The sequence below is a fragment of the Burkholderia sp. NLJ2 genome (assembly GCF_049487195.1).
In the GTDB taxonomy this organism is placed as follows: Bacteria; Pseudomonadota; Gammaproteobacteria; order Burkholderiales; family Burkholderiaceae; genus Burkholderia; species Burkholderia pyrrocinia.
This window is the reverse complement of record NZ_CP137808.1, coordinates 1,071,890-1,093,583: the sequence shown is the minus strand read 5'-3', so window position 1 is coordinate 1,093,583 and position 21,694 is coordinate 1,071,890. Positions and strand designations below refer to the sequence as shown.

21 protein-coding genes, 4 tRNA genes and 2 pseudogenes are annotated in these 21,694 nt (G+C 65.2%); 16 read left to right on the top strand and 11 right to left on the bottom strand.

Annotation, left to right across the window (positions count from 1 at the left end; translation table 11 throughout):
* Window positions 1–27: 27 nt before the first annotated feature.
* The 6 genes from R9B84_RS05055 to R9B84_RS05030 all read left to right on the top strand — a co-directional run bounded on the left by R9B84_RS05055 (window position 28) and on the right by R9B84_RS05030 (window position 4,932).
* The gene (locus R9B84_RS05055; protein WP_034182997.1) at window positions 28–1,041 is read left to right on the top strand and encodes a class 1 fructose-bisphosphatase; all 1,014 of its coding nucleotides are present in this window, start codon (window positions 28–30) and stop codon (window positions 1,039–1,041) included.
* A 210-nt stretch (window positions 1,042–1,251) separates the two neighbouring features.
* Window positions 1,252–1,327: transfer RNA gene (locus R9B84_RS05050), tRNA-Thr, on the top strand.
* Between the two features lie 168 nt (window positions 1,328–1,495).
* On the top strand, window positions 1,496–2,305 hold the full coding sequence (locus R9B84_RS05045; protein WP_423759436.1) for a helix-turn-helix transcriptional regulator: 810 nt from the start codon (window positions 1,496–1,498) through the stop codon (window positions 2,303–2,305).
* Between the two features lie 166 nt (window positions 2,306–2,471).
* Complete coding sequence (locus R9B84_RS05040) at window positions 2,472–4,205, top strand: FAD-dependent oxidoreductase (protein WP_423759435.1); 1,734 nt, start codon at window positions 2,472–2,474, stop codon at window positions 4,203–4,205.
* A complete protein-coding gene (locus tag R9B84_RS05035) occupies window positions 4,202–4,414 on the top strand; it encodes a hypothetical protein (protein WP_423759434.1) in 213 nt (70 codons plus the stop codon). Before R9B84_RS05040 ends, R9B84_RS05035 begins: the two co-directional genes overlap by 4 nt.
* A 263-nt stretch (window positions 4,415–4,677) precedes the next feature.
* On the top strand, window positions 4,678–4,932 hold the full coding sequence (locus tag R9B84_RS05030) for a GlsB/YeaQ/YmgE family stress response membrane protein (protein ID WP_027788093.1): 255 nt from the start codon (window positions 4,678–4,680) through the stop codon (window positions 4,930–4,932).
* A gap of 79 nt (window positions 4,933–5,011) precedes the next feature.
* Here R9B84_RS05030 and R9B84_RS05025 read toward each other — a convergent pair.
* The 4 genes and pseudogenes from R9B84_RS05025 to R9B84_RS05010 form a co-directional block, all read right to left on the bottom strand.
* Window positions 5,012–5,220, bottom strand: a pseudogene (locus tag R9B84_RS05025) (TlpA family protein disulfide reductase); the annotation flags it as partial.
* Window positions 5,197–5,352: pseudogene (locus R9B84_RS05020) on the bottom strand (exo-alpha-sialidase); the annotation flags it as partial. The pseudogenes R9B84_RS05025 and R9B84_RS05020, both read right to left, overlap by 24 nt.
* Window positions 5,340–7,703 (bottom strand): TonB-dependent receptor, encoded by a 2,364-nt coding sequence (locus tag R9B84_RS05015; RefSeq protein WP_423759433.1) that lies wholly within the window; start codon window positions 7,701–7,703, stop codon window positions 5,340–5,342. The pseudogene R9B84_RS05020 and the gene R9B84_RS05015, both read right to left, overlap by 13 nt.
* 127 nt (window positions 7,704–7,830) lie before the next feature.
* Complete coding sequence (locus tag R9B84_RS05010; protein WP_047900082.1) at window positions 7,831–8,220, bottom strand: DUF2946 domain-containing protein; 390 nt, start codon at window positions 8,218–8,220, stop codon at window positions 7,831–7,833.
* 208 nt (window positions 8,221–8,428) lie between these two features.
* Between R9B84_RS05010 and R9B84_RS05005 the strand changes: the two genes are divergently transcribed.
* Together R9B84_RS05005 and R9B84_RS05000 are read left to right on the top strand one after the other, a co-directional pair.
* Window positions 8,429–8,575 carry a hypothetical protein gene (locus tag R9B84_RS05005; RefSeq protein WP_009690993.1) on the top strand — a complete coding sequence of 49 codons (147 nt, stop codon included), beginning with the start codon at window positions 8,429–8,431 and terminating at the stop codon, window positions 8,573–8,575.
* Between the two features lie 223 nt (window positions 8,576–8,798).
* On the top strand, window positions 8,799–9,392 hold the full coding sequence (locus tag R9B84_RS05000) for a chorismate mutase (protein WP_423759432.1): 594 nt from the start codon (window positions 8,799–8,801) through the stop codon (window positions 9,390–9,392).
* 38 nt (window positions 9,393–9,430) lie between these two features.
* Here the strand turns inward: R9B84_RS05000 and R9B84_RS04995 are convergent, their stop codons facing one another.
* Both R9B84_RS04995 and R9B84_RS04990 read right to left on the bottom strand, forming a co-directional pair.
* Window positions 9,431–10,558: an exonuclease domain-containing protein gene (locus R9B84_RS04995; protein WP_423759431.1), complete on the bottom strand. Its 1,128-nt coding sequence runs from the start codon at window positions 10,556–10,558 to the stop codon at window positions 9,431–9,433.
* A gap of 141 nt (window positions 10,559–10,699) precedes the next feature.
* Window positions 10,700–10,903, bottom strand: a complete 204-nt coding sequence (locus R9B84_RS04990) for a cold-shock protein (RefSeq protein WP_011351289.1) — start codon at window positions 10,901–10,903, stop codon at window positions 10,700–10,702.
* A 393-nt stretch (window positions 10,904–11,296) separates the two neighbouring features.
* On the opposite strand from R9B84_RS04990, the gene R9B84_RS04985 reads away from it, so the two are divergent.
* Window positions 11,297–11,563 (top strand): hypothetical protein, encoded by a 267-nt coding sequence (locus R9B84_RS04985; RefSeq protein ID WP_423759430.1) that lies wholly within the window; start codon window positions 11,297–11,299, stop codon window positions 11,561–11,563.
* 502 nt (window positions 11,564–12,065) lie between these two features.
* Window positions 12,066–13,211, top strand: a complete 1,146-nt coding sequence (locus tag R9B84_RS04980) for a porin (RefSeq protein ID WP_047900078.1) — start codon at window positions 12,066–12,068, stop codon at window positions 13,209–13,211.
* A gap of 83 nt (window positions 13,212–13,294) precedes the next feature.
* Here the strand turns inward: R9B84_RS04980 and greB are convergent, their stop codons facing one another.
* Window positions 13,295–13,855 (bottom strand): transcription elongation factor GreB, encoded by a 561-nt coding sequence (gene greB / locus R9B84_RS04975; RefSeq protein WP_034182987.1) that lies wholly within the window; start codon window positions 13,853–13,855, stop codon window positions 13,295–13,297.
* Window positions 13,856–13,986: 131 nt separating this feature from the next.
* On the opposite strand from greB, the gene R9B84_RS04970 reads away from it, so the two are divergent.
* The 3 genes from R9B84_RS04970 to R9B84_RS04960 all read left to right on the top strand — a co-directional run bounded on the left by R9B84_RS04970 (window position 13,987) and on the right by R9B84_RS04960 (window position 14,343).
* Window positions 13,987–14,063: transfer RNA gene (locus tag R9B84_RS04970), tRNA-Arg, on the top strand.
* 65 nt (window positions 14,064–14,128) lie between these two features.
* Window positions 14,129–14,205, top strand: a tRNA-Arg gene (locus R9B84_RS04965).
* Window positions 14,206–14,266: 61 nt separating this feature from the next.
* Window positions 14,267–14,343: transfer RNA gene (locus tag R9B84_RS04960), tRNA-Arg, on the top strand.
* A gap of 183 nt (window positions 14,344–14,526) precedes the next feature.
* Here R9B84_RS04960 and R9B84_RS04955 read toward each other — a convergent pair.
* The 4 genes from R9B84_RS04955 to R9B84_RS04940 form a co-directional block, all read right to left on the bottom strand.
* A complete protein-coding gene (locus R9B84_RS04955) occupies window positions 14,527–16,893 on the bottom strand; it encodes a RelA/SpoT family protein (RefSeq protein WP_423759429.1) in 2,367 nt (788 codons plus the stop codon).
* 63 nt (window positions 16,894–16,956) lie between these two features.
* Window positions 16,957–17,160 carry a DNA-directed RNA polymerase subunit omega gene (gene rpoZ / locus R9B84_RS04950; protein WP_006025620.1) on the bottom strand — a complete coding sequence of 68 codons (204 nt, stop codon included), beginning with the start codon at window positions 17,158–17,160 and terminating at the stop codon, window positions 16,957–16,959.
* A gap of 58 nt (window positions 17,161–17,218) precedes the next feature.
* Window positions 17,219–17,902, bottom strand: a complete 684-nt coding sequence (gene gmk / locus R9B84_RS04945; RefSeq protein WP_047900075.1) for a guanylate kinase — start codon at window positions 17,900–17,902, stop codon at window positions 17,219–17,221.
* Between the two features lie 6 nt (window positions 17,903–17,908).
* Entirely contained in the window at window positions 17,909–18,832 is a 924-nt protein-coding gene (locus tag R9B84_RS04940; RefSeq protein WP_034182984.1) for a YicC/YloC family endoribonuclease, read from the bottom strand.
* A gap of 171 nt (window positions 18,833–19,003) precedes the next feature.
* On the opposite strand from R9B84_RS04940, the gene rph reads away from it, so the two are divergent.
* From rph to hemW, 3 genes are read left to right on the top strand one after another with little or no spacing between them, the layout of a single operon-like run.
* Window positions 19,004–19,744, top strand: coding sequence for a ribonuclease PH (gene rph, locus R9B84_RS04935; RefSeq protein ID WP_423759428.1), 741 nt, complete (start codon window positions 19,004–19,006; stop codon window positions 19,742–19,744).
* Entirely contained in the window at window positions 19,737–20,363 is a 627-nt protein-coding gene (gene rdgB / locus R9B84_RS04930; protein WP_423759427.1) for an RdgB/HAM1 family non-canonical purine NTP pyrophosphatase, read from the top strand. The genes rph and rdgB overlap by 8 nt, the downstream gene beginning before the upstream one ends.
* Window positions 20,364–20,397: 34 nt before the next feature.
* The gene (hemW, locus tag R9B84_RS04925) at window positions 20,398–21,612 is read left to right on the top strand and encodes a radical SAM family heme chaperone HemW (RefSeq protein WP_423759426.1); all 1,215 of its coding nucleotides are present in this window, start codon (window positions 20,398–20,400) and stop codon (window positions 21,610–21,612) included.
* The last annotated feature ends 82 nt before the right edge of the window (window positions 21,613–21,694 follow it).

Here is a 21,694-nt window from a genome sequence, read left to right as displayed (position 1 = left end):
GGATTCTTTGGCCTTTCGGAGTCTGTCATGTCCATTGCCCGCCGCACCACGCTGTCGAAGTTCCTGATCGAACAGCAACGTGAGACCAACAACCTCCCCGCCGACCTGCGCCTGCTGATCGAAGTCGTCGCCCGCGCGTGCAAGGCGATCAGCTACAACGTGTCGAAGGGCGCGCTCGGCGAAGCGCTCGGTACCGCCGGCAGCGAGAACGTCCAGGGCGAAGTGCAGAAGAAGCTCGACATCCTGTCGAACGAGATCCTGCTCGACGCGAACGAATGGGGCGGCAACCTCGCCGCGATGGCGTCGGAAGAAATGGAAACGTTCTTCCCGATCCCCGCGAACTACCCGCGCGGCGAATACCTGCTCGTGTTCGACCCGCTCGACGGCTCGTCGAACATCGACGTGAACGTGTCGATCGGCACGATCTTCTCGGTGCTGCGCTGCCCGGACGGCAAGCAGGCGACCGAGGAATCGTTCCTGCAGCCCGGCACCGAGCAGGTCGCGGCCGGCTACGCCGTCTACGGCCCGCAGACGGTGTTCGTGCTGACGACCGGCAACGGCGTGAACTGCTTCACGCTCGACCGCGAAGTCGGCTCGTGGGTGCTCACGCAGAGCAACATGCAGATCCCGGCCGACACGCGCGAATACGCGATCAACGCATCGAACGCGCGCCACTGGTACGACCCGGTCAAGCGCTATGTCGACGAGCTGAACGCCGGCAAGGACGGCCCGCGCGGCGACAACTTCAACATGCGCTGGATCGCATCGATGGTCGCCGACGTGCACCGGATCCTGAACCGCGGCGGCATCTTCATGTACCCGGCCGACAAGCGCACGCCCGATCGTCCGGGCAAGCTGCGCCTGATGTACGAAGCGAACCCGATGTCGTTCATCGTCGAGCAGGCGGGCGGCGCCGCGACGACCGGCACACAGCGCATCATGGAAGTGCAGCCGACGGGCCTGCACCAGCGCGTGCCCGTGTTCCTCGGTTCGAAGAACGAAGTCGAGCGCGTCACCGGCTATCACGACGAAGCCGAATAATTTGCACTGCAGCACTGGACGGAGGTGCGCGACGCAAGTACAATCGCGCCTCGCGATTGTGGCCCTGACCGGCTGCATCGCAGTGAAGTGAAAGCGGGAAGTCCGCCGGATCGATGGTTTCGCGAAGCAGCAGCGGTAGCAAGCTGAAAAAAATTCGCAAAACCTATTGCCAAGATCTCGGATTTGACCATATAATTTCATTTCTCTGCTGCCGGTGTAGCTCAGTTGGTAGAGCAGCGCATTCGTAATGCGAAGGTCGTAGGTTCGACTCCTATCTCCGGCACCAAGACATAAAGGTCTGACAAGCATCGCTTGTCAGACCTTTTCTCTTTTCCGGCGCCGAAATCGTGCGCCCACCCTTCCGCGCACCACCCCCGCTTGCGGGCATCTCCCGACTCACGTGTCGCGCACTGCCGATTACAATCGCCGGACCACTCCGCCCTCTCCCCGCATCATGCGCACCTGGCGTCTCGAGCGACCGAACCTCACCGGGCAACTGGACGTGTCCCGCGCGACGCGCCTCGTCGCCGCGATCGGCGGCAACGAGCCGAACACATTCGCTGCCGAAGTCCTGAAGCTGTTCGACGACGCGCTGTCCATCACGCAGTGCACGATCTTCGCGTACGAATTCGGCAACCGCCCGCGCACGATGTCGGTCGCCGATCATCGCGGCGGCCGCTACCTGCGTGACCTCGCCGACACCTACGCACGACATTTCTACGCACTCGACGGCAACCAGCAGATCGTATCGACCGCCCATCGCGGCGCACGCCGCCACGACCTGCTGCTGCACCTGCAGGCCGGCGACGAGATCGGTCACGAAGCGTATCGCGCGGCCTGCTACCGCGGCCCCGATGTGTCCGACCGGCTGGCGCTGCTGATGCAGCCGAACGATGCGAGCTGGCTGTCGATCAACCTGTACCGCGCACATCGCAGCGGCGCGTTCCAGCCGCGCGAGATCGCGGCGATCGAAGCACTCGCGCCGCTGATCGCGCAGGCCGCGAAGCATCACTACGCGCTCGCCGGCGCGATGCAGGTCGGCATCCCGCAGATGATGCTCGCACGGCTGCGCAGTGCGTGCCCGGCGTTGTCCAAGCGCGAACTCGACGTGCTGCGCGGCGTGCTCGAAGGCCAGACCGCGCACGCGATCGGCGAGACGATCGGCGTGAAGGCATCGAGTGTCGTCACGTACCAAAAGCGCGCGTACCGGCGCCTCGGCATTTCGGGCCAGCGCGAACTGTTTGCGATGTGCCTGCGACCTTGAGCCGTCCCGACTCGCGCTGAGCCTGTCGCGATCCCGCCTGCATCCAGTCGCTGTACCCGGAATGGGGACAACGGCGGCCCGGCCCGCTTCCATACTGCCGCGACTTGTTGCCCGCATCGCATCGTCGATGTGCAAGAGTCGAACCAGACCACCCTGGAAGCCAACGATGGACATCGAATTCAAGCCCTACCCGTTCGTCGCCGAGCGCCATCCCGCGCGTCTGCCGGACTGCGTCGACGGCGTCGATACGCGCCGGCGTCGCGTCGCGATCGTCGGCGGCGGCCCCGTCGGCCTCGCCGTCGCGCTCGGCCTCGCGAACCACGGCATCCGCAGCGTGCTGATCGAGGCCGACGACTCGGTCTGCCACGGCAGCCGCGCAATCTGTATCTCGCGGCGCAGCCTCGAGATCGTCGAACGGCTCGGCGCGCTCGACGACTTCCTGCGCACGGGGCTGCCGTGGACCGGCGGACGCAGCGTCTACCGTCGCGACGAAGTGCTGCATTTCACGATGCCGCAGGACGAGAACCAGAAGCTGCCGCCGATGGTGAATCTCGCGCAGTACCACATCGAACAGTTCCTGCTCGACGCCGCGCTGCGCCGCCCCGAGCTCATCGAAATCCGCTGGCAGACGAAGGTCATCAGTGTGACGCGGCAGCCGGACGGCGTGCGCCTGGACGTCGACACCCCGCTCGGCGGCTACGCGCTCGACGCCGACTGGGTCGTCGCTTGCGACGGCGGACGCAGCACGATGCGCGATGCGCTCGGCCTGTCGCTCCAGGGCACGAGCTACGAGGGCCGCTACGTGATCGTCGACATCATGCTCGACAGCGACCGGCCGACCGAACGGCTCGCGTATTTCGATCCGTCGTCGAACCCGGGTTCGACGGTCCTCGTCCACAAGCAGCCCGACAACGTGTGGCGGATCGACTACCAGTTGCGCGACGACGAGGACGCCGAAGCGGCCGTGAAGCCCGGGAACGTGATCCCGCGCGTGCAGAACCTGCTCGACATGATGGGCGAACACGGCCCGTGGTCGCCGATCTGGATCACGATCTACAAGGCGAACGCGCTGACGCTCGAACGCTACCGGCACGGCCGCGTGCTGTTCTGCGGCGACGCCGCGCATCTCGTGCCGATCTTCGGCGTGCGCGGCGCGAATTCGGGCATCGACGATGCCGACAATATCGCGTGGAAACTCGCGTACGTGATCCGCGGCCTTGCGTCGGACACGCTGCTCGACAGCTATTCGGACGAGCGCGTGTTCGCGACGCACGAGAACCTGCGCTACGGCACGAAGAGCACCGAGTTCATGGCGCCGCCGTCGTTTGCATTCGAGCTGATGCGCAAGGCCGTGTTGACGCTCGCGGTCCGGCATCCGGCGCTGCGTTCGCTGATCAACCCGCGCCAGACATCGGCAATCGCGTATGCGGCGTCGCCGCTCAACGCGGCCGAACACGACACGTTTGCGGCCGGCCCGGCGCCCGGCATGGCGCTCTCGGAATGCCCGCTGATGCTGCACGCGACGCACGGCGGCGACACTCGGCGCGGCCACCTGACCGATCTCGTCGCGCCGCGCTTCACCGCGTTCTGCTTCACGATCGATGGCGTGCCCGATCCGTCGCTGGCCGATCTCGAACGACGCCTGCAGGATGCGCGGATACCGTTCGCACTCGTCACGCTCGCACGGCATGCGGCGCCGCGGCAACCGGCCTGCGGCGGCCATGACGACGACGGCCGGCTGTTCGACATGTACGGCGCGCGTGACGGCACCGTCTATCTCGTGCGTCCGGACGGGCACGTACTCGGCCGCTGGCACGACGCTCGCGCCGACGATGTGGCCGCCGCGCTCGAACGCGCGCTCCATCCGCGCGCATCAACCGATCCTCAGGAGACCGCATGATGACCGACGCCGAACGCGACATGCTCTACACCGACCTGTGCCGCGCGATGACCCGTATCGGCGAAACCGACGCGTCGCTCTTTCTCGCCCGTTTCGCACTGCTGTCGATCGAGGCGATCGGCGATACCGCGACCGTCGCACGGCTGATCGCCGACGCAGGCGACGGACTACCCGATGCGAGCAAGTCGGCATCGACGCACGAACGGTAACGTTCGTCACCGACGGAATTCATCGGCGATCCTTTCTTACAGATTCATTTCGCCATGCATCGTCCGCGCACGGGTCGCGCCGTAGGCAGACAAATTCCCTGGAAAATCCGCTTGAGGGTGCATAACATTACTTAACGATTCTGACCCGCCTATCGCGTTACATTGCGTGGGCGGCGCGGCGGGTCGCAATGCCGCCTGCACCCAGCTTGCGGCACGACAGCCGATGTCCGGTCATTTCGACTCAACACAAGGAGAGGACCACCATGACTCATGGCTTGATTATGTGGCTCATCATCGGCGCGATCGCCGGCTGGCTTGCCGGCCTGCTCGTCAAGGGCGGCGGCTTCGGGCTGATCGTCGACATCATCGTCGGGATCGTCGGTGCGGTGATCGGCGGCTGGCTCGCCGGGCTGCTCGGCATCAGCATCGGCAGCGGCTTCATCGGCTCGGTGATCGTCGCGGTCGTCGGCGCAGTGATCCTGCTGTTCGTGATCCGGCTATTCAAGCGAGCGGCCTGACGCATCTCTCCACGCGCCTTCGGGCGCGTTTTCGCATCAGGCCGGCGCGCGGCCCGTTCGCCGCGCGCCACCGGCCCGATCAACGCTTCGCGCGCTGCAACCAGCCGTCGAGCACGTCAGCCGTCAGCAATCCGCTGCGCGCCTCGCGTACACCATCGCACCCGATCCACACGGTGCGCGGCATTCCCCCCTCCATCCCGCATCGAGCACCGCGCGCAGACGCTCGGGCGTCGGTTCCGCGTTCGCATATTGCGCGACCGGCGGCGGCAGGTTCATCTGCGCGGGCGCGGCCGGCATGCTCATGTGCGCGGCGTGCGGATCGGCGGCCTTCGGCACGTCGCGCGCATCGTGTGCACCGGCAGGCGACAGCGCCGCCAACCGCAGCGCGCAGCCGGCCGCGAACGATTTCACAGCGACCATTTGAGTTCTCCATAGAAGGTGCGGCCCGGATACGGGTGGAACACGTAGTAGCGACGATCCATCAGGTTGTCGATGCCGACCGATGCGGTCCAGTGACGGTCGAGGCGGTAGCGCGCCTTCAGGTCGACGACCGTGAACGAACTCGTGCCGCCGTAGACGTCCGGATTCACGTCGCTGTTGTCGAGCGTGTTGAACTGGCGGCCCGAATAGCGCACGCCGACGCTCGCGAGCCAGTGCTCGTCGAAGCGATACGACGCGAGCAGGTTCGCGCGCATGCGCGGAATGCGCGGGAAGCGCGAGCCGACGTAGGCAGGATTCGCGGCATCGGCGAGGATCTGCGCGTTGCTTGCCGACACGTTCGCATCGATCGCGAGCCCCTTCAGCCCGACGTTTTCGCCACGGAACGCGAGTTCGACGCCGCGCACGCGCACGCGGTCGACGTTCGAGACGTTGGTGACGGTCGACGCGCCCGACACCGTCGTCTGGCTGTAGATCGAATCGCGCAGGTCGCTCTGGAACACGCTGGCGCGCACGACGCCGACGCCCACGTCGCGCTCGGCGGTGAAGTCCCAGTCGATCGCCTTTTCAGGCCGCAGGTTCGGGTTGTTGTTGACGATCGCGTTGTTCGAGATCGTGCCCTGGAACAGCTCGCCGACCGTCGGGAAACGCGTGCCGGTCGCGAACGACAGACGGAAGCGCCAGACGTCCGTCGCGTCCCATTGCAGCGCGACTTTCGGCGACAGCGCATTCGCGCTGCGGTCCGCATAGCCGAACGTACCGCTTGGGTTGCCGAGCGCGCCGCCGTACGCGTCCCAGCGCTCGTAGCGCAGCCCCAGCGTCGCGAGCCAGCCCGGCGCGAAGCGCCACGCGTCCTGCCCGAACAGCGCCTGCGTGCGCGTGTCGCCGCGATAGACGCTCGACAGCGACGTGGTCGGCCCGGCCAGCCAGTCGGCCGTGTTGTACGTGACGTTGCGCAGGAAGTAATTGTCGTAGTGGTAGCCGAACGTGAACGTATGGCCCTTCACTTCGGGCGCCTCGGCCTTCAGGTCGAGCGTGCGCCAGCCCGTGCCATCGCCCTGGAACAGCGTGCCCGCACCGCCCTGCACGGTCGACGCCGCGCGCAGCACGTCGCGCGACACGTCGTACGCGGACACGACGCCCGACAGCCGCCAGCCGGAATCGAGCCGGCCATTCAGGCCGAGCGCATACAGCCAGTTCTCCTGGTCGCCGCGCTGCGGCGCAAACGCATTCGGCGCGACGGTCATGTTCCGGCCGCCGATCGACACGTTGCCGCCGTAGACCAGATTGCCAGCCGCATTACGCAGGAAGGTTTCGCCGTGCTGCCGGTAGTGGTTCTCCCAATGCCCGAGCGTGAGGGTCGCGTCGACATGGTCGGTGAACGCGTAACCCATCCGGACCGTCTCGTTGAGTTGTTCGGTTCGCTCGATCGTCTGCGCGCCGACGATCGTCCGCGGCTTGCCGTTGGGCCCGATGTCGGTCGCGGCGCCCGTCACCGGCACGGCGGCGCCCAGCTTCGGGTTGTAGGCCGTATTGGGGCTTGCATACTGCATCGGCTGTCCGTTGTTCTCCAGCCGGTCGAGCGACAGCGCGAACCAGAACCGGCCAACGCGGTTCGCGATCCGCGCGGTCTGGTGATTGCCGCCGAAGCTGTCCGCGAACCCGTAGCCGTCGTGGTAGCGCTGCGTAAAGACCTGCGTCGACAACGACGCCTCGAGTTTTTCCGGGCGGCGCGTCGTGAGCAGCACGGTCGAGCCGATCGAATTGCCCGGATACAGCGCGGAAAAGGGGCCATAGAGCACGTCGACGCGCGCGATGTCGTCGGGTGGAATCAGCGACCAGCGCGGCGGGTACGCATAGCTCGAACCGAGCAGGTTCGACAGCAGCACGCCGTCGGCGTAGACGAGCCCGCGCGCGCTCTGCAGCTCGTTGAAGTCGCGGCCCGCGAACACGCTGTTGCGGTCGCCGATATAGCGCTTGCGGACCACCAGGTTCGGTGCGTACTTCAGCGCGTCCTCGGTGGTGACGTTGGTGTGCGAGTCGATTCGCTCGCGCGTGATCGACTCGACGACGGCCGGTGTATCCGGATCGACGGGTTGCCGCTGCGCGGTCACGCTGACGGCGGTCAGCGTATCGCCGGCCGGGGTGGCCGACGTGACGGCGACAGCGGAGGCCGGCGCGGCGGCACCGGCGGAACGATCGACACCACTGTGGGCCGGATCGATGCGTGCATCATCCGGCGAGGCCGCATGGGCGGCTGGCCACGCGAAAGCGGCCGCGCACGCGAGCGCGAGCCGGCCGCGCGACGACCGCGCGGCGAAGGTAGACGACATGAGTGAATTCCTGAAAACGTGATCGGACGCCGCCGGACACGAGCAGACGCGCCGCGCAAGAACGGCGCGGCGCGCGGACTCGAACGCGGGCGGCACGCGCGCCACCAGGGCGCGCGGACGACATCAATCAGATCGGGGCGTTTTCAGGCGGGGCGCGCGGCTGCGCAAGCCGGATGCCCTTGCGGGGGAAATCGGGAACGACCGGCGCAACCGCGCGGTAGGCAAACGTCCGCACGAAGCCCGGCATCGCGGGCAGGCTCGTGCCGAGCGCGACGTTCGCCGCGAAACCCGGGCAGTACACGCAGTGCGGCACGCCGGCATGGTCGAACGATGACGTGTCGCGCTCGTCGCCCGACTGCGCGAGCACGACCTGGCGGGCGCCCGCTGCACTGCACAACTCGAGCGTGAGCGCGCCGGAGCCGCTCGACGCAAGACGCGCATAGCCGACGACAGGCGACAGTACGTTCAGTACCAGCGCCAGCCATACGAGGCCGATCCATCGCGTCGTTCGTTTCATCGCGGTCCAGAAAAAAGTGCGCGCAAGTATAACAAGCGGCCCGATTGTTGCCGATTGCGCGGAGTGCAATAGTCGGCATCACACTGCATCGCACTTCGCATCGCAGCGCATGTGCCGTTAATACAACAGAGACAAAATCTAACGATTCGCCTCTGGCATAAATCCAAGCACGAGGTTGATAATTATCGAACCTGCTGGAGAAACGACCATGGACGAAAGACCAACTCGCATGCCACCGCCCGAGCAAGTGATGAGCCCGGATCCGGAACCCGTCGGCGTGGAATTCCTCGCCGAATTGCCCGAGCACGTTCGGGCATTCTTCGACGAGCAGCACAAGCTGTACTCGCCGAAGTGAACGCCTGTTCGGTTCTGTAACCGCCACGTGTCGATCATCGCTATCGTGCGGTACATCACTGCGCATCGCGCGCAATTCGCCTCGCACCCGGGCCGCAACAGCCTGACGGTGCTGGATCAGCTCGCCTGCTGATTCTCCTGTCGCGTCGCTACGCCGCGCGACTGTCTTCGTCTATTCTTCTGGTTTTCCACGTCCGGCCTGCCCGGCTCTCCCGATCATTCCAATGAAGCAAGCCATTCGTGCCAGCGTCGCTGTCGCCGCGCTCGGCGTCGCCCTCATTTCGTCGCCGCGCATCGCCAGCGCAGACGGCGACGATACCGCCCTCACCAACGTCGTCGCGCTCGCGTCACAGCGCCTCGCGCTTGCCGAACCGGTCGCGCGATGGAAATGGGCGAATCACAAGGCGATCGAAGACCAGCCGCGCGAAGCGGCGCTGCTTGCCTCGGTCGAAAAGCGCGCGGCACAGGCCGGCGTCGATCCTGCGTTCGCGCGGACGTTCTTCGAGGATCAGATCGCCGCGAGCAAGGACGTGCAGAACGCGCTGTTCTCGACCTGGCGCGCGACGCGGCCGCCCGAGGGCACGCCGCCCGATCTCGCGACCAGCACGCGCCCGGCGCTCGACCGGCTGACGCAGAAAATGCTCGCGGGCCTCGCGCAGGTTGCGCCGCTGCGCGATGCGCCCGATTGCCAGGCGCGGCTTGCGCGCAGCATCGCGAACTGGAAGACGCTCACGCGCTATGACTCGACGCAGTCGCAAGCGCTCGACACTGCGCTGTCGCACGTTTGCTCGGCCGGCGGCGCAAGCGCGATCGGCTGACGCGACAGGTGCGGCGGGCGCGAATCGCGCCGCTGCACTCAACCCGCCGGCGTGAGCGCAGCGAGCGGAATCAGTTGGAGCCCGCGCGCGAGATGCGTCTGCAGCAGGCGATGGGTGAAGGGTTCGAACGTGCTGTCCGCCGCGTCGGCCACGAGCCGCGCGGCCGCGTCGAGCGATTCCGCCGAACCGAGGTAGCGCCAGCCGTCGATCACATGAAACAGGCGGCGCTCGCCGTTCGCCTCGAACGCAACGGCGCCCTCGAACGGCCAGGGCGCACCGCCCGCACGGGCCGTATCGGCCGCGGGACGCCGGTTGTACGACGGACGCAGCCGGGCGATCCATTGCGCTTCGGCCAGCATCGCGCCCAGTTCATTACCGGTCTCGCGCCACTCGACGCGCCGCACCTGCTGCGCGAGCCGCATTTCCTTCGACGAGCGCCGCTCACCGGTCAGCAGCGCGCGCAGCCGCTGCCGCACGCGCACGCTGCGGCCGACATACAGCGCTTCGCCACCCTCCCCGAACAGCGCGTACGCGCCGCACCCGGCCGGCGCGGTGTCGAGCCAGGCTTCGGTCAGATCGCCGGCCAGACGGAAGTGGCGCGTCGTGCGCGCGATCTGGTCGCGCAGCCGCTCGAGCGGCACGATGTCGTGCAACTGGCGCCAGAACTGCCAGAGCAGGTCGGCATCCGCGAGCGCCCGGTGGCGCGCAGCCGGAACGAGGCCATGCCGTTCGATCAACGCGTCGAGCCCGTGCCGCGACTCGCGCGGGAACAGCGCGCGTGACAGCCGTACCGTACACAGCACATCGGGATTGAATGCGAAGCCGGCGCGCTCGAATTCGGCGCGCAGGAATCCGCGGTCGAAACTCGCGTTGTGCGCGACGAACAGCTTGCCGTCGAGCCGCTCGAACAGCGCCGGCGCGAGCGACGCGAATGACGGCGCATCGCGCACCATCTCGTCCGAGATGCCCGTCAGTTGCTGGATGAACGGCGGAATCGACTGGCCCGGATTGACGAGCGTCGTCCACGTCGACACGCCGAGCGGGCCGATTTCGACCACGCCGATTTCGGTGATGCGATGCTCGGCGGACGAACCACCGGTGGTTTCAAGGTCGACGAAGACGAGCGGTTGTTCGCTGGCGGGATCGGGCAGGCGGGAATCGGACATGAAAAGACACGGAAACGATGCTTCCGTGAGTATGCACCGGCATGCGTGTTCGCGGCCAGCGCGGACGGCAACGATCCGCCCCCGGAAAACGAAAAGCCCCCGCGATGCGGGGGCCGGACGTGATCGGCAATGCGAGGCGCGTCAGACCGCCTGGATATTCGCTGCCTGCTTGCCTTTCGGCCCGACTTTCACGTCGAACGAAACACGCTGGTTTTCCTTCAGCGTCTTGAAACCGTCCATCTTGATTTCGGAAAAGTGAGCAAACAAATCTTCACCACCATTGTCCGACGTAATAAAGCCAAAACCTTTAGCATCGTTAAACCATTTCACGATACCGGTATCCATGTCTTCGTTCCCCACTCGATTAGATCAAAAAAGCTATTTTTATAGCCGTTTTCCGAAATCCCGAAACATTGCGCCAGCACCCGCACCAGCACGCCGCCCGAGGACGGAGTGCTGACTTTATAAATTGGACAATCCGGGTGCGTCAAGAAAATTTTTAGCGACCTCTTTATCAAAAAAGCGCTAATACCACTGGAATCGGTACACCGCCGCCTTTAATTAATTGATTCTCATCAAAAACCTGTCAATATTACCGGGATCGGATCATCAATAATCTTGGCCATGAAAATCCTACCGGGGACAAACCGGCTCGGTAAAATCCTCGGGTTTTTTCCGGGTTGCGGAAATCCGGGGACATTGCGATGCTGGTGTAACGCCGAAAGGAAGGAGAGGGTCATGTGGCTGGACGGAATCAAGCGCTTCGCGAGCCGGCTCGGACGCGTACGCCGCAAGTCCCGCGCCCTGGCCGAGTCCGGTCGTGAAGCGCCGTGCGACACCGAGTTCGATACGACCTGGCACGGCGATCACTGGCAGAACCTGCTCGCATCGCCGCTGGATGCCCGTCACTACGTGATGGAAGACTGGACCTACACGCCACCGCAAACCGAAACCGAGGAAGCTGCACCGCCACGCAAGCGCAAGCGGCGCACGTACGCGCAATAGCGCACGGTAAGCGGGGCAAAAAAAAAAGCGCGACTGGGAAGTCGCGCCGACAAAGGTTTGGAGATCTTTTCCGTCAACGAAAAAGTCTGCTTCGGAAAGCAGAGATCGCAGTATAGCGAGAGAACAACCTTTCATTAGCCATGCTCCACACAAACCTCTATTGCCGATGCGTCAATAATCGCGCCACGGCTGCCACCGCCTGCTGCTGATCGTCTGTCGCGTCCACGCAACGCCCGCTACGTACTCCTGACCGCTAATTTCTTTCGCCGCACCGCCGCAAACCCTTGACGGACAATCGTTTGCGCGCATTTTCCGATCTTTGCGGATTCCAAAATACATTATTGCTTAAAGCACGCATCTCGCCTGCTCCGCCCGCTCCGTACACTGCAAATAGCTTTCTGAGAAACGCACCGCCGCCCTGCCGGGCCGGCCACAGCGTCAAGCACAACACACCCGTCCGGCAGCAGGTTCGATCGACATCATCCTGTTTGGAGACAGATCCATGAAAAAAACCCTGATCGTCACCGCATTGTCGGGTGTATTCGTTACGGCAGCACACGCACAAAGCAGCGTGACGCTATACGGCCTGATCGACGCAGGCATCACCTATACGAACAATCAGCACGGTCACAGCGCCTGGCAGGAAACGAGCGGTTCGGTCAACGGCAGCCGTTGGGGCTTGCGCGGCACCGAAGATCTCGGCGGCGGCCTGAAAGCGATCTTCACGCTGGAAAATGGATTCGGCATCAACAACGGCGCGCTGAAGCAGAACGGCCGCGAATTCGGCCGGCAAGCGTTCGTCGGCCTCTCGCACAACAGCTATGGCTCGCTGACGCTTGGTCGCCAGTACGACAGCGTCGTCGACTATCTCGGGCCGCTGTCGCTGACCGGTACGCAATACGGCGGCACGCAGTTTGCACACCCGTTCGACAACGACAACCTGAACAACTCGTTCCGGATCAACAACTCGGTCAAGTACCAGAGCGCGAACTACGGCGGCCTGAAGTTCGGTGCGTTGTACGGATTCTCGAACTCGACGGCGTTCGCGAACAACCGCGCGTATAGCGGCGGCGTGTCGTACAGCTACCTGGGCTTCAACTTCGCCGCGGCCTACTTGCAGTTGAACAGCGACGTTAACTCGCTCGCGCTGGCAGCGACCGATCCGGGCGCGGTGACGGGCGACTGGACCTTCGCGTCCCGCGTGCAACGTACCTGGGGCGCGGGCCTGAATTACGGGTTCGGCCCCGCCACGGTCGGCTTCGTGTTCACGCAGACGCGCCTGACCGGCATCCGCGCAATCAGCGCGGGCCAGTCCGGCGTATCCGGCGGCATCACGGGCCTCGGCGGAACCGCCCGCTTCAGCAACTACGAAGTCAATGGCCGCTACGCGCTGACGCCGGCACTGTCGCTCGCCGGTTCCTATACGTATACGCAGGGCCGTCTCGCCGGCGACAAGCCGACCTGGCACCAGTTCAACCTGCAAGCCGACTATGCGCTGTCGAAGCGCACCGACGTGTACCTGCAGGGTGAATTCCAGAAGGTCAACAACGACGGCCTCGACCTCGGCGCCAACATCAACGGGCTGGGCGCCGCGTCTTCGACCAACAAGCAGATCGCGGTCACGGCCGGCCTGCGCCATCGCTTCTGAGCGACCGGCGCATCCGCTTCACGCCGGATGACGAAGCGCCCCGCCGGGGCGCTTTTTCTTTGCCGGAATACGCGGGCCGCCGCTCAGGCGCCTGGTGCCGGATAACGGACGTCGAGTATGTCGATCGGCTGCGGGCCGGCTGGCGTCATCAGCGTGACGGTATCGCCGATCTTCGCCTTGATCAGCGCACGCGCGACCGGCGAAATCCAGCTGACGCAGCCGTGGTCGAGATCGACCTCGTCGATCCCGACGATCGTGACCGTGTGGTCCTCGCCGTCCGGCGTCTCGTAATCGACCGTTGCGCCGAAGAACACCTGGTCGACATTCTCCTGCCGGCTTGCGTCGACGACTTCGGCGAGATCGAGCCGTTTCGTCAGGAAGCGGATGCGGCGATCGATCTCGCGAAGCCGCCGCTTGCCGTAGATGTAATCGCCGTTCTCCGACCGGTCGCCATTCGACGCGGCCCACGACACGAGCCGCACGACCTCGGGGCGCTCGACGTCGATCAGGTTCAGCAGCTCGTCCCTCAACCGCTTGTGGCCGGCCGGCGTGATGTAGTTCTTCGCGCCCGCCGGAATTGCGGGTTGAGCCTGATCGAGATCGTCGTCGTCACCGTCCGACTCTTTGACAAACGCCTTGTTCATGATGCAGATTCAACACGTGGATGACTGATGCTCCAAGGGTACACGAAGGACGCCCCACCAAGGCCGTGCCGCGTAATTCACGAATAAGGCTTCCCTTTTTATACAACCCTGCTATAATTTCGCTTCTGCGTGCGGCTGTAGCTCAGTTGGATAGAGTACTTGGCTACGAACCAAGGGGTCGTGGGTTCGAATCCTGCCAGCCGCGCCACCTTTTCGAGGGCCTTCCCAACCGAAGGCCCTTTCAGTTCGAAGTAGTAGCATTTTGTTTTGCGTGCGGCTGTAGCTCAGTTGGATAGAGTACTTGGCTACGAACCAAGGGGTCGTGGGTTCGAATCCTGCCAGCCGCGCCACTTTTTTGGGGGCCTTCCCATCGCAGAAGGTTCCGACAGTTGAAGCAGTACCGTTTTGCGTGCGGCTGTAGCTCAGTTGGATAGAGTACTTGGCTACGAACCAAGGGGTCGTGGGTTCGAATCCTGCCAGCCGCGCCACCTTAAAAGGGCTTTCCTCCGGGAAAGCCCTTTTTCTTTTCTGCCCCCCCCCTCTCGCGTCACGATATCCGTGCATCCGACGCGCTTCGGAAGCGCGCCGGCAATGCCGCACCTTCGCTCCACAACACAAATGAAAACGGCGGCCATCAGCCGCCGTTGAACGATCGCCCGCAAGGGTTCGCGTCAATAATCCTGCCGCTCGCGCTCGATGCGCATGCCGCCGTCGTGGCGCGCATGCGCGCCGTCGTCGGTCGAGCGCTCGCGCATGATCCGCATCACGTCCGGATTGGTTCGCACGCGCCGCATCACGTTCGCGAGATGCACGCGGTCGCTGACCTGGATCACGAAACGCAGCACCGTCGATTCGTGCGTCAGATCCTCGTCCATCGCGATATGAACGATGTTCGCGTCGGCCGACGTGATGTCCGCGGCAACGCGCGCAAAGATGCCCTTCGTATTCTTCACGAGCGCCTTCACCGCGACATCGAACAGGCGGCCCGGCTGCGGCGCCCACTCGACATCGATCCAGCGGCCCGGATCGCGGCGATGGATGCGCTGCGCGACGCGGCAATCGGTCGTATGAATCGCCATCCCCAGACCGATGCCGATGTAGCCCATGATCGCGTCGCCCGGAATCGGCCGGCAGCACGCCGACAACTGCACGGACATCCCTTCGGTGCCGGTAATCACGACCGGCGGCGCATGATGCGCCGGATGCCGCTCGGACTTCGGCAGATCGTCGTCCGCGTCGCGGCCGGTCATCAGCACCTCGATGCGCTTGGCCATCACCGCGGCAACGCGGCGGCCGAGGCCGATGTCCGCGAAAATTTCCTGACGGCTCTTGTTGCCCGTCCACTGCACGAGCTTCTCCCACACTTCCGGCGCAACGTCGGCCAGCGCGAAGCCATAGCCCTTCAGGCTCTGGTCGACGAGCCGCTCGCCGAGCTGCACGGATTCGTTCAGGCGCATCGTCTTCAGGTAGTGACGAATCGCCGAGCGCGCCTTGCCGGTACGCACGAAGCCGAGCCATGCGGGGTTCGGTTTCGAATACGGCGCGGTGATCACCTCGACGATGTCGCCGCTCTTCAGCTCGGTACGCAGCGGCAGCAGCTCGTTGTTGATCTTCACGGCGACGCACTGGTTGCCGAGATCGCTGTGGATCGAATAGGCGAAATCGAGCGCCGTCGCGCCGCGCGGCAGCGCCATGATCTTCGACTTCGGCGTAAACACGTAGACCGCGTCCGGGAACAGGTCGATCTTCACGTGCTCGAGGAATTCGCTCGAATCGCCGGCTTCGCTCTGGATGTCGAGCAACGACTTCAGCCACTGGTGCGCGCGCTTCTGCACGTCGCTGAGATCCGCACTGCCGTTCTTGTACAGCCAGTGCGCGGCGACCCCCGCTTCGGCGATCTCGTGCATCTTGCGCGTGCGCACCTGGAACTCGATCGGCGCGCCGAACGGGCCGACGAGCGTCGTGTGCAGCGACTGATAGCCGTTGATCTTCGGGATCGCGATGTAGTCCTTGAACTTGCCGGGCACCGGCTTGTACAGCGCGTGCAGCGCGCCGATGCACGTGTAGCAGTCGAGCGCGCTGTCGACGACGACGCGAAAGCCGTACACGTCGAGCACCTGCGAGAACGACAACTGCTTGTCGCGCATCTTCCGGTAGACGCTGTAGATGGTCTTTTCGCGGCCGGTGATCTCGGCATCGATCTTCGCGTCGGCCATCGCGCGCTGCGCGGCCTCGAGGATCTTGCTGATCACTTCGCGGCGATTGCCGCGCGCGGCCTTCACGGCTTTCTCGAGCGTCGCGTAGCGATGCGGATTGAAGTTCGCGAAGCTCATGTCCTGCAGCTCGCGATACGTGTTGTTCAACCCGAGCCGGTGCGCGATCGGCGCATAGATGTCGAGCGTTTCCCGCGCGACGCGGCGGCGCTTTTCCATCGGCACCGCGCCGAGCGTGCGCATGTTGTGCAGGCGATCGGCGAGCTTGACGAGAATGACCCGCACGTCGCGCGCCATCGCGAGCAGCATCTTGCGGAAGTTCTCCGCCTGCGCTTCCTCGCGGCTGCGGAATTCCATCTTGTCGAGCTTCGACAGGCCGTCGACCAGTTCGGCGACCTTCGGGCCGAACCGTTCGGCCAGCTCGTTCTTGGTCACGCCCTGGTCTTCCATCACGTCGTGCAGCAGCGCGGCCATCACGGCCTGCGCGTCGAGCTTCCAGCCGGCGCAGATTTCCGCGACGGCGACGGGATGGGTGATGTAGGGTTCGCCGCTCTGGCGATATTGACCGAGGTGGGCTTCGTCGCCGAAGTGGAACGCCGCCTTGACCTCTTTGATTTCGTCCGGGGCGAGATATTCGGCAAGCGCGGTCGTCAGTTTCGCGATCGAAACGACGCCGTGCTTGCGCGGCTGCTCCGGAGTGGCGGTCGGCCCGAACAGATGCCGGAAGGACTGTTCGAGGACCGCGTCGATGTACTGGCGCGCAGGCGACTGGGCCGTGGCTTCGGTGGTCGGATCCGCGGAGGCGGACGATGGGGTGGTGCTCATATTCGCCTCCAGGTCGAGTCGTTGCGCGCGTGGGTTACATGGCTGGAACGGGCCGGATGCGCGTTACACCGGCACCTTCTTCAGCATCTCGACGCCGACCTGGCCGGCGGCGATCTCGCGCAGCGCGACGACGGTCGGCTTGTCGCGGCTTTCGATCTTCGGCGTATGGCCTTGCGCGAGCTGCCGCGCGCGATAGGTGGCGGCGAGCGCCAGTTCGAAGCGGTTCGGGATTTGCTTCAGGCAGTCTTCGACGGTAATGCGAGCCATGGTGGTAATTCCTTCTGAATATAGTCCTTATTCTACCTTATGTCCCTCTGCCCCCGCGTCATTCCGCGTGGGGCAGATGGATGCCGAGCTCGATGAACAGCTCGGTGTGTCGCGCGTACTGCGAAGCAAAGCGCAGGCGCGTCGCCGCGACGATGCATTCGAGCTCCGCGAGCGCACGCTCGAAATTCTCGTTGATCACCACGTATTCCGCTTCCGACGCGTGCGCGATCTCGCTGCCGGCGGCCAGCAGGCGCCGCGTGATCACGTTCGGTTCGTCCTGGCCGCGCTTCTTCAGACGCTCTTCGAGCGCGTCGAGCGACGGCGGCAGGATGAAGATGCCGACCGCGTTGCGGAACTGCTTCTTCACCTGCAGCGCGCCCTGCCAGTCGATCTCGAGCAGCACGTCGTGGCCGTTCTTCATCTGCTCTTCGATCCAGACGCGCGACGTGCCGTAGTAGTTGCCGTGCACTTCCGCGCTCTCGAGAAATTCGTGCGCCGCGTGACGCGCACGGAAATCCTCGACGGACGTGAAGTGGTAATGCTGGCCGTCCTGTTCGCCCGGGCGCGGCTTGCGCGTCGTGTACGAGATCGACAGGCAGATGTCGCTGTCCTTCGACAGCAGCGCATTCACGAGCGTCGACTTGCCGGCGCCCGACGGCGCGACGACCATGAACAGGTTGCCGGGATAGACGCCGCCGTGCAGCGAATGCGCGGCGTGGCCGTCGCGGGTGGATTCGATCATGTTGCTTTACTCCAGGTTTTGCACTTGCTCGCGCATCTGCTCGATCAACAGCTTGAGTGCCATCGACGCGTCGGCCAGTTCCTTCGCCGCCGCCTTCGAGCCGAGCGTGTTCGCTTCGCGATTCAGTTCCTGCATCATGAAGTCGAGACGCTTGCCGACGCGGCCGCCCTTCTCGATCACATGACGCGTTTCGTTCAGGTGCGCGGTAAGGCGCGACAGCTCTTCCGCGATGTCGATCCGGATCCCGTACATCGTCACTTCCTGACGAATGCGCTCCGCGGCTTCCTCGCGCGTCACGATCGGCGCGCTGCCTTCCGGCGCCGCGATGCCGAGCGCTTCCTGCAGACGCTCGACGATCTTCTGCTGATGCTTCGCGATCAACTCCGGCACGAGCGGCGTGATGCGCGCGACGATTGCTTCCATCTCGGCAACGTTCGACAGCAGCATCGTCGCCAGCTGCGCGCCTTCGCGCGAACGCACGACGACGAGCTCGCCGATCGCTTCCTTGCCGCACGCGAGCACAGCGTCGCGGATCGCGTCGGCCGACACGCCGCTTTCGGCGATCACGCCGGGCCAGCGCAGAATCTCGCCCGCGCGCAGGCGGCCGACGCCCGGGAACGAGTCGAGCACGGCGCGCTCGAGATCGGCAAGCTGGCCGAGCGCCGACTGGTTCAGCGCGCCCGCGCCGATGCTCTGTTCGCCGCGCTGCAGGTTGATACGCACGTCGACCTTGCCGCGCGACAGCTTGTTCATCAGCATTTCGCGCAGCGCGGGTTCGCACGCGCGCACGTCGTCCGGCATCCGGAAATTCAGGTCGAGGAAGCGCGAGTTCACGGTGCGCAGTTCGACCGACACGCTGGTGCCGCCATTGCCGGTGGCCGTTGCGAGTTCGCGCGTCGCGCTCGCGTAGCCCGTCATGCTGTAGATCATGGTTCGTCTCGCCGTCTGGTTGCCCTCGCGGGCGGGGATATGTCGAGGCGCCCGGCGCATCGGAAGGCGCGGGGCGGGAAGCGCGCATTATCCCATTTTTGCGGACCACCCCGCCGGGCAAGCCCGCCGTTCGGCGCTAAAATCGGGGTTTCCTCCTTCCGCGATTCCCACATGACGTCCTCCCTTTCCCGCCCGAGCGGCCGCCGCGCCGACGAACTGCGCAAGGTCGCCCTCACGCGCCACTACACGAAACATGCCGAAGGCTCCGTGCTGGTCGAATTCGGCGACACCAAGGTGCTCTGCACCGCGAGCGTCGCCGAACGCGTGCCCGAATTCCTGCGCGATCGCGGGCAAGGCTGGCTGACCGCCGAATACGGGATGCTGCCGCGCGCGACGCACACGCGCAGCGACCGCGAAGCCGCGCGCGGCAAGCAGACGGGCCGCACGCAGGAAATTCAGCGCCTGATCGGCCGCGCGCTGCGCGCGGTGTTCGATCTCGAGGCGCTCGGCCCGCGCACGATCCACATCGACTGCGACGTGATCCAGGCAGACGGCGGCACGCGCACGGCGAGCATCACCGGCGCATTCGTCGCCGCGCACGACGCCGTGTCGAAGCTGATCGCGGCCGGCAAGCTCACCCGCTCGCCAATCACCGACCACGTCGCCGCGATCTCGGTCGGCGTGTACGAAGGCGCGCCGGTGCTCGATCTCGACTACGCGGAAGATTCGCGCTGCGATACCGACATGAACGTCGTGATGACGGGCGCCGGCGGCTTCGTCGAAGTCCAGGGCACGGCCGAAGGCGTGCCGTTCTCGCGCGCCGAGATGGATGCGCTGCTCGACCTCGCGCAGGGCGGGATCGCCGGGCTCGTGCAGTTGCAGAAGGACGTCCTGGGCGCCGGTCATGCCTGACGATCGCACCATCGCGCCGCTGTCGCGCATCGTTCTCGCGTCGAACAACCCCGGCAAGCTGCGCGAATTCACCGCGCTGTTCGCGACGGTCGGCATCGAGATCGTCCCGCAGGGCGACCTTGCGGTGCCCGAAGCGGAAGAACCGTTCAGCACGTTCATCGAGAACGCGCTGACGAAGGCGCGGCACGCGTCGCGGCTCACCGGGCTGCCGGCGATCGCCGACGATTCGGGCCTGTGCGTGCGCGTGCTGCGCGGCGCACCGGGCGTCTATTCGGCGCGCTACGCGCAGCGCGCGGGCCGCGACAAGGGCGACGCGGCGAACAACGCGTATCTCGTCGAGCAGTTGCGCGGCGTCGACGACCGGCGCGCATACTATTGCTGCGTGCTCGCGCTCGTGCGCCACGCGGACGATCCCGAGCCGCTGTTCGCCGAAGGGCGCTGGACCGGCGAAATCGTCGACACGCCGCGCGGCGAACACGGATTCGGCTATGACCCGTATTTCTACCTGCCGTCGCTCGGCGCGACGGCAGCCGAACTCGAGCCGGCCGTGAAGAACACGCACAGCCATCGCGCGCTTGCGCTGAAAGCGCTGCTTGCGCGGCTCGCGGAGGAAGCATGACCGTGCCCGATACCCATTCGCTGCGGGAGGCCGCATGAGCCAGGCCGCGGAAACCGGCGCGCGCGTCGTCGCGACGTTCACGTCGCCCGGGCAGGTGCGGCTCACGTCGCTGCCGCCGCTCGCGCTGTACGTGCATTTCCCGTGGTGCGTGCGCAAGTGCCCGTACTGCGATTTCAACTCGCACGAGTGGAAAGGCGAACGGTTCCCGGAAACCGAATATCTCGACGCGCTGCGTGCCGATCTCGAGCAGGCGCTGCCGCTCGTGTGGGGACGGCAGGTGCATACCGTGTTCATCGGCGGCGGCACGCCGAGCCTGCTGTCGGCCGCCGGCCTCGACCGGATGCTGTCCGACGTACGCGCGCTGCTGCCGCTCGACGCCGATGCCGAGATCACGCTCGAGGCGAATCCGGGCACGTTCGAGGCCGCGAAGTTCGCGCAGTTCCGCGCGAGCGGCGTGAACCGGCTGTCGGTCGGCATCCAGAGCTTCAACGAGGCGCACCTGAAGGCGCTCGGCCGGATCCACGACACCGCGCAGGCGCGCGCGGCCGTCGAGATCGCCGCGAAGAACTTCGACAACTTCAACCTCGACCTGATGTTCGCGCTGCCGAACCAGACGCTCGACGAATGCCGCACCGACATCGAGACTGCGCTGTCGTTCGCGCCGCCGCATCTGTCGCTGTATCACCTGACGCTCGAGCCGAATACGCTGTTCGCGAAGTTCCCGCCCGTCGTCCCCGACGACGACGCGTCGGCCGACATGCAGGAATGGATCCACGCGCGCACGGCCGAGGCCGGCTACGGGCGCTACGAAGTCTCCGCATACGCGAAGCCGAATCACCAGTGCAAGCACAACCTGAACTACTGGCGCTTCGGCGACTATCTCGGGATCGGTGCGGGCGCGCACACGAAGCTGTCGTTCCCGAACCGGATCCTGCGGCAGGCACGCTACAAGCATCCGGCAACCTTCATCGAGCAGGCGATCGCCGGCACGGCCGTGCAGGAAGAGCGCGAAGTCGGTACGCGCGACCTGCCGTTCGAGTTCATGCTGAACACGCTGCGGCTCGTCGAGGGCTTCCCCGTGCACAGCTTTGCCGAACGCACGGGCCTGCCGATGAGCACGATCGAGCCGGCGCTGAAGGAAGCGGAACGGCGCGGGCTGATCGCGCGCGATTTCGCGCAGATCGCGCCGACGCCGCTCGGCCAGCGTTTCCTCAACGACCTGCAGGAATTGTTCCTGCGCGACGCTTGATGCGATGAATGCGAAGCATGGGACCGGAGTAGGCACTGAAGTGCCTACTCCGGTCGACAGGCGCGGCATTTCGGTTACAATG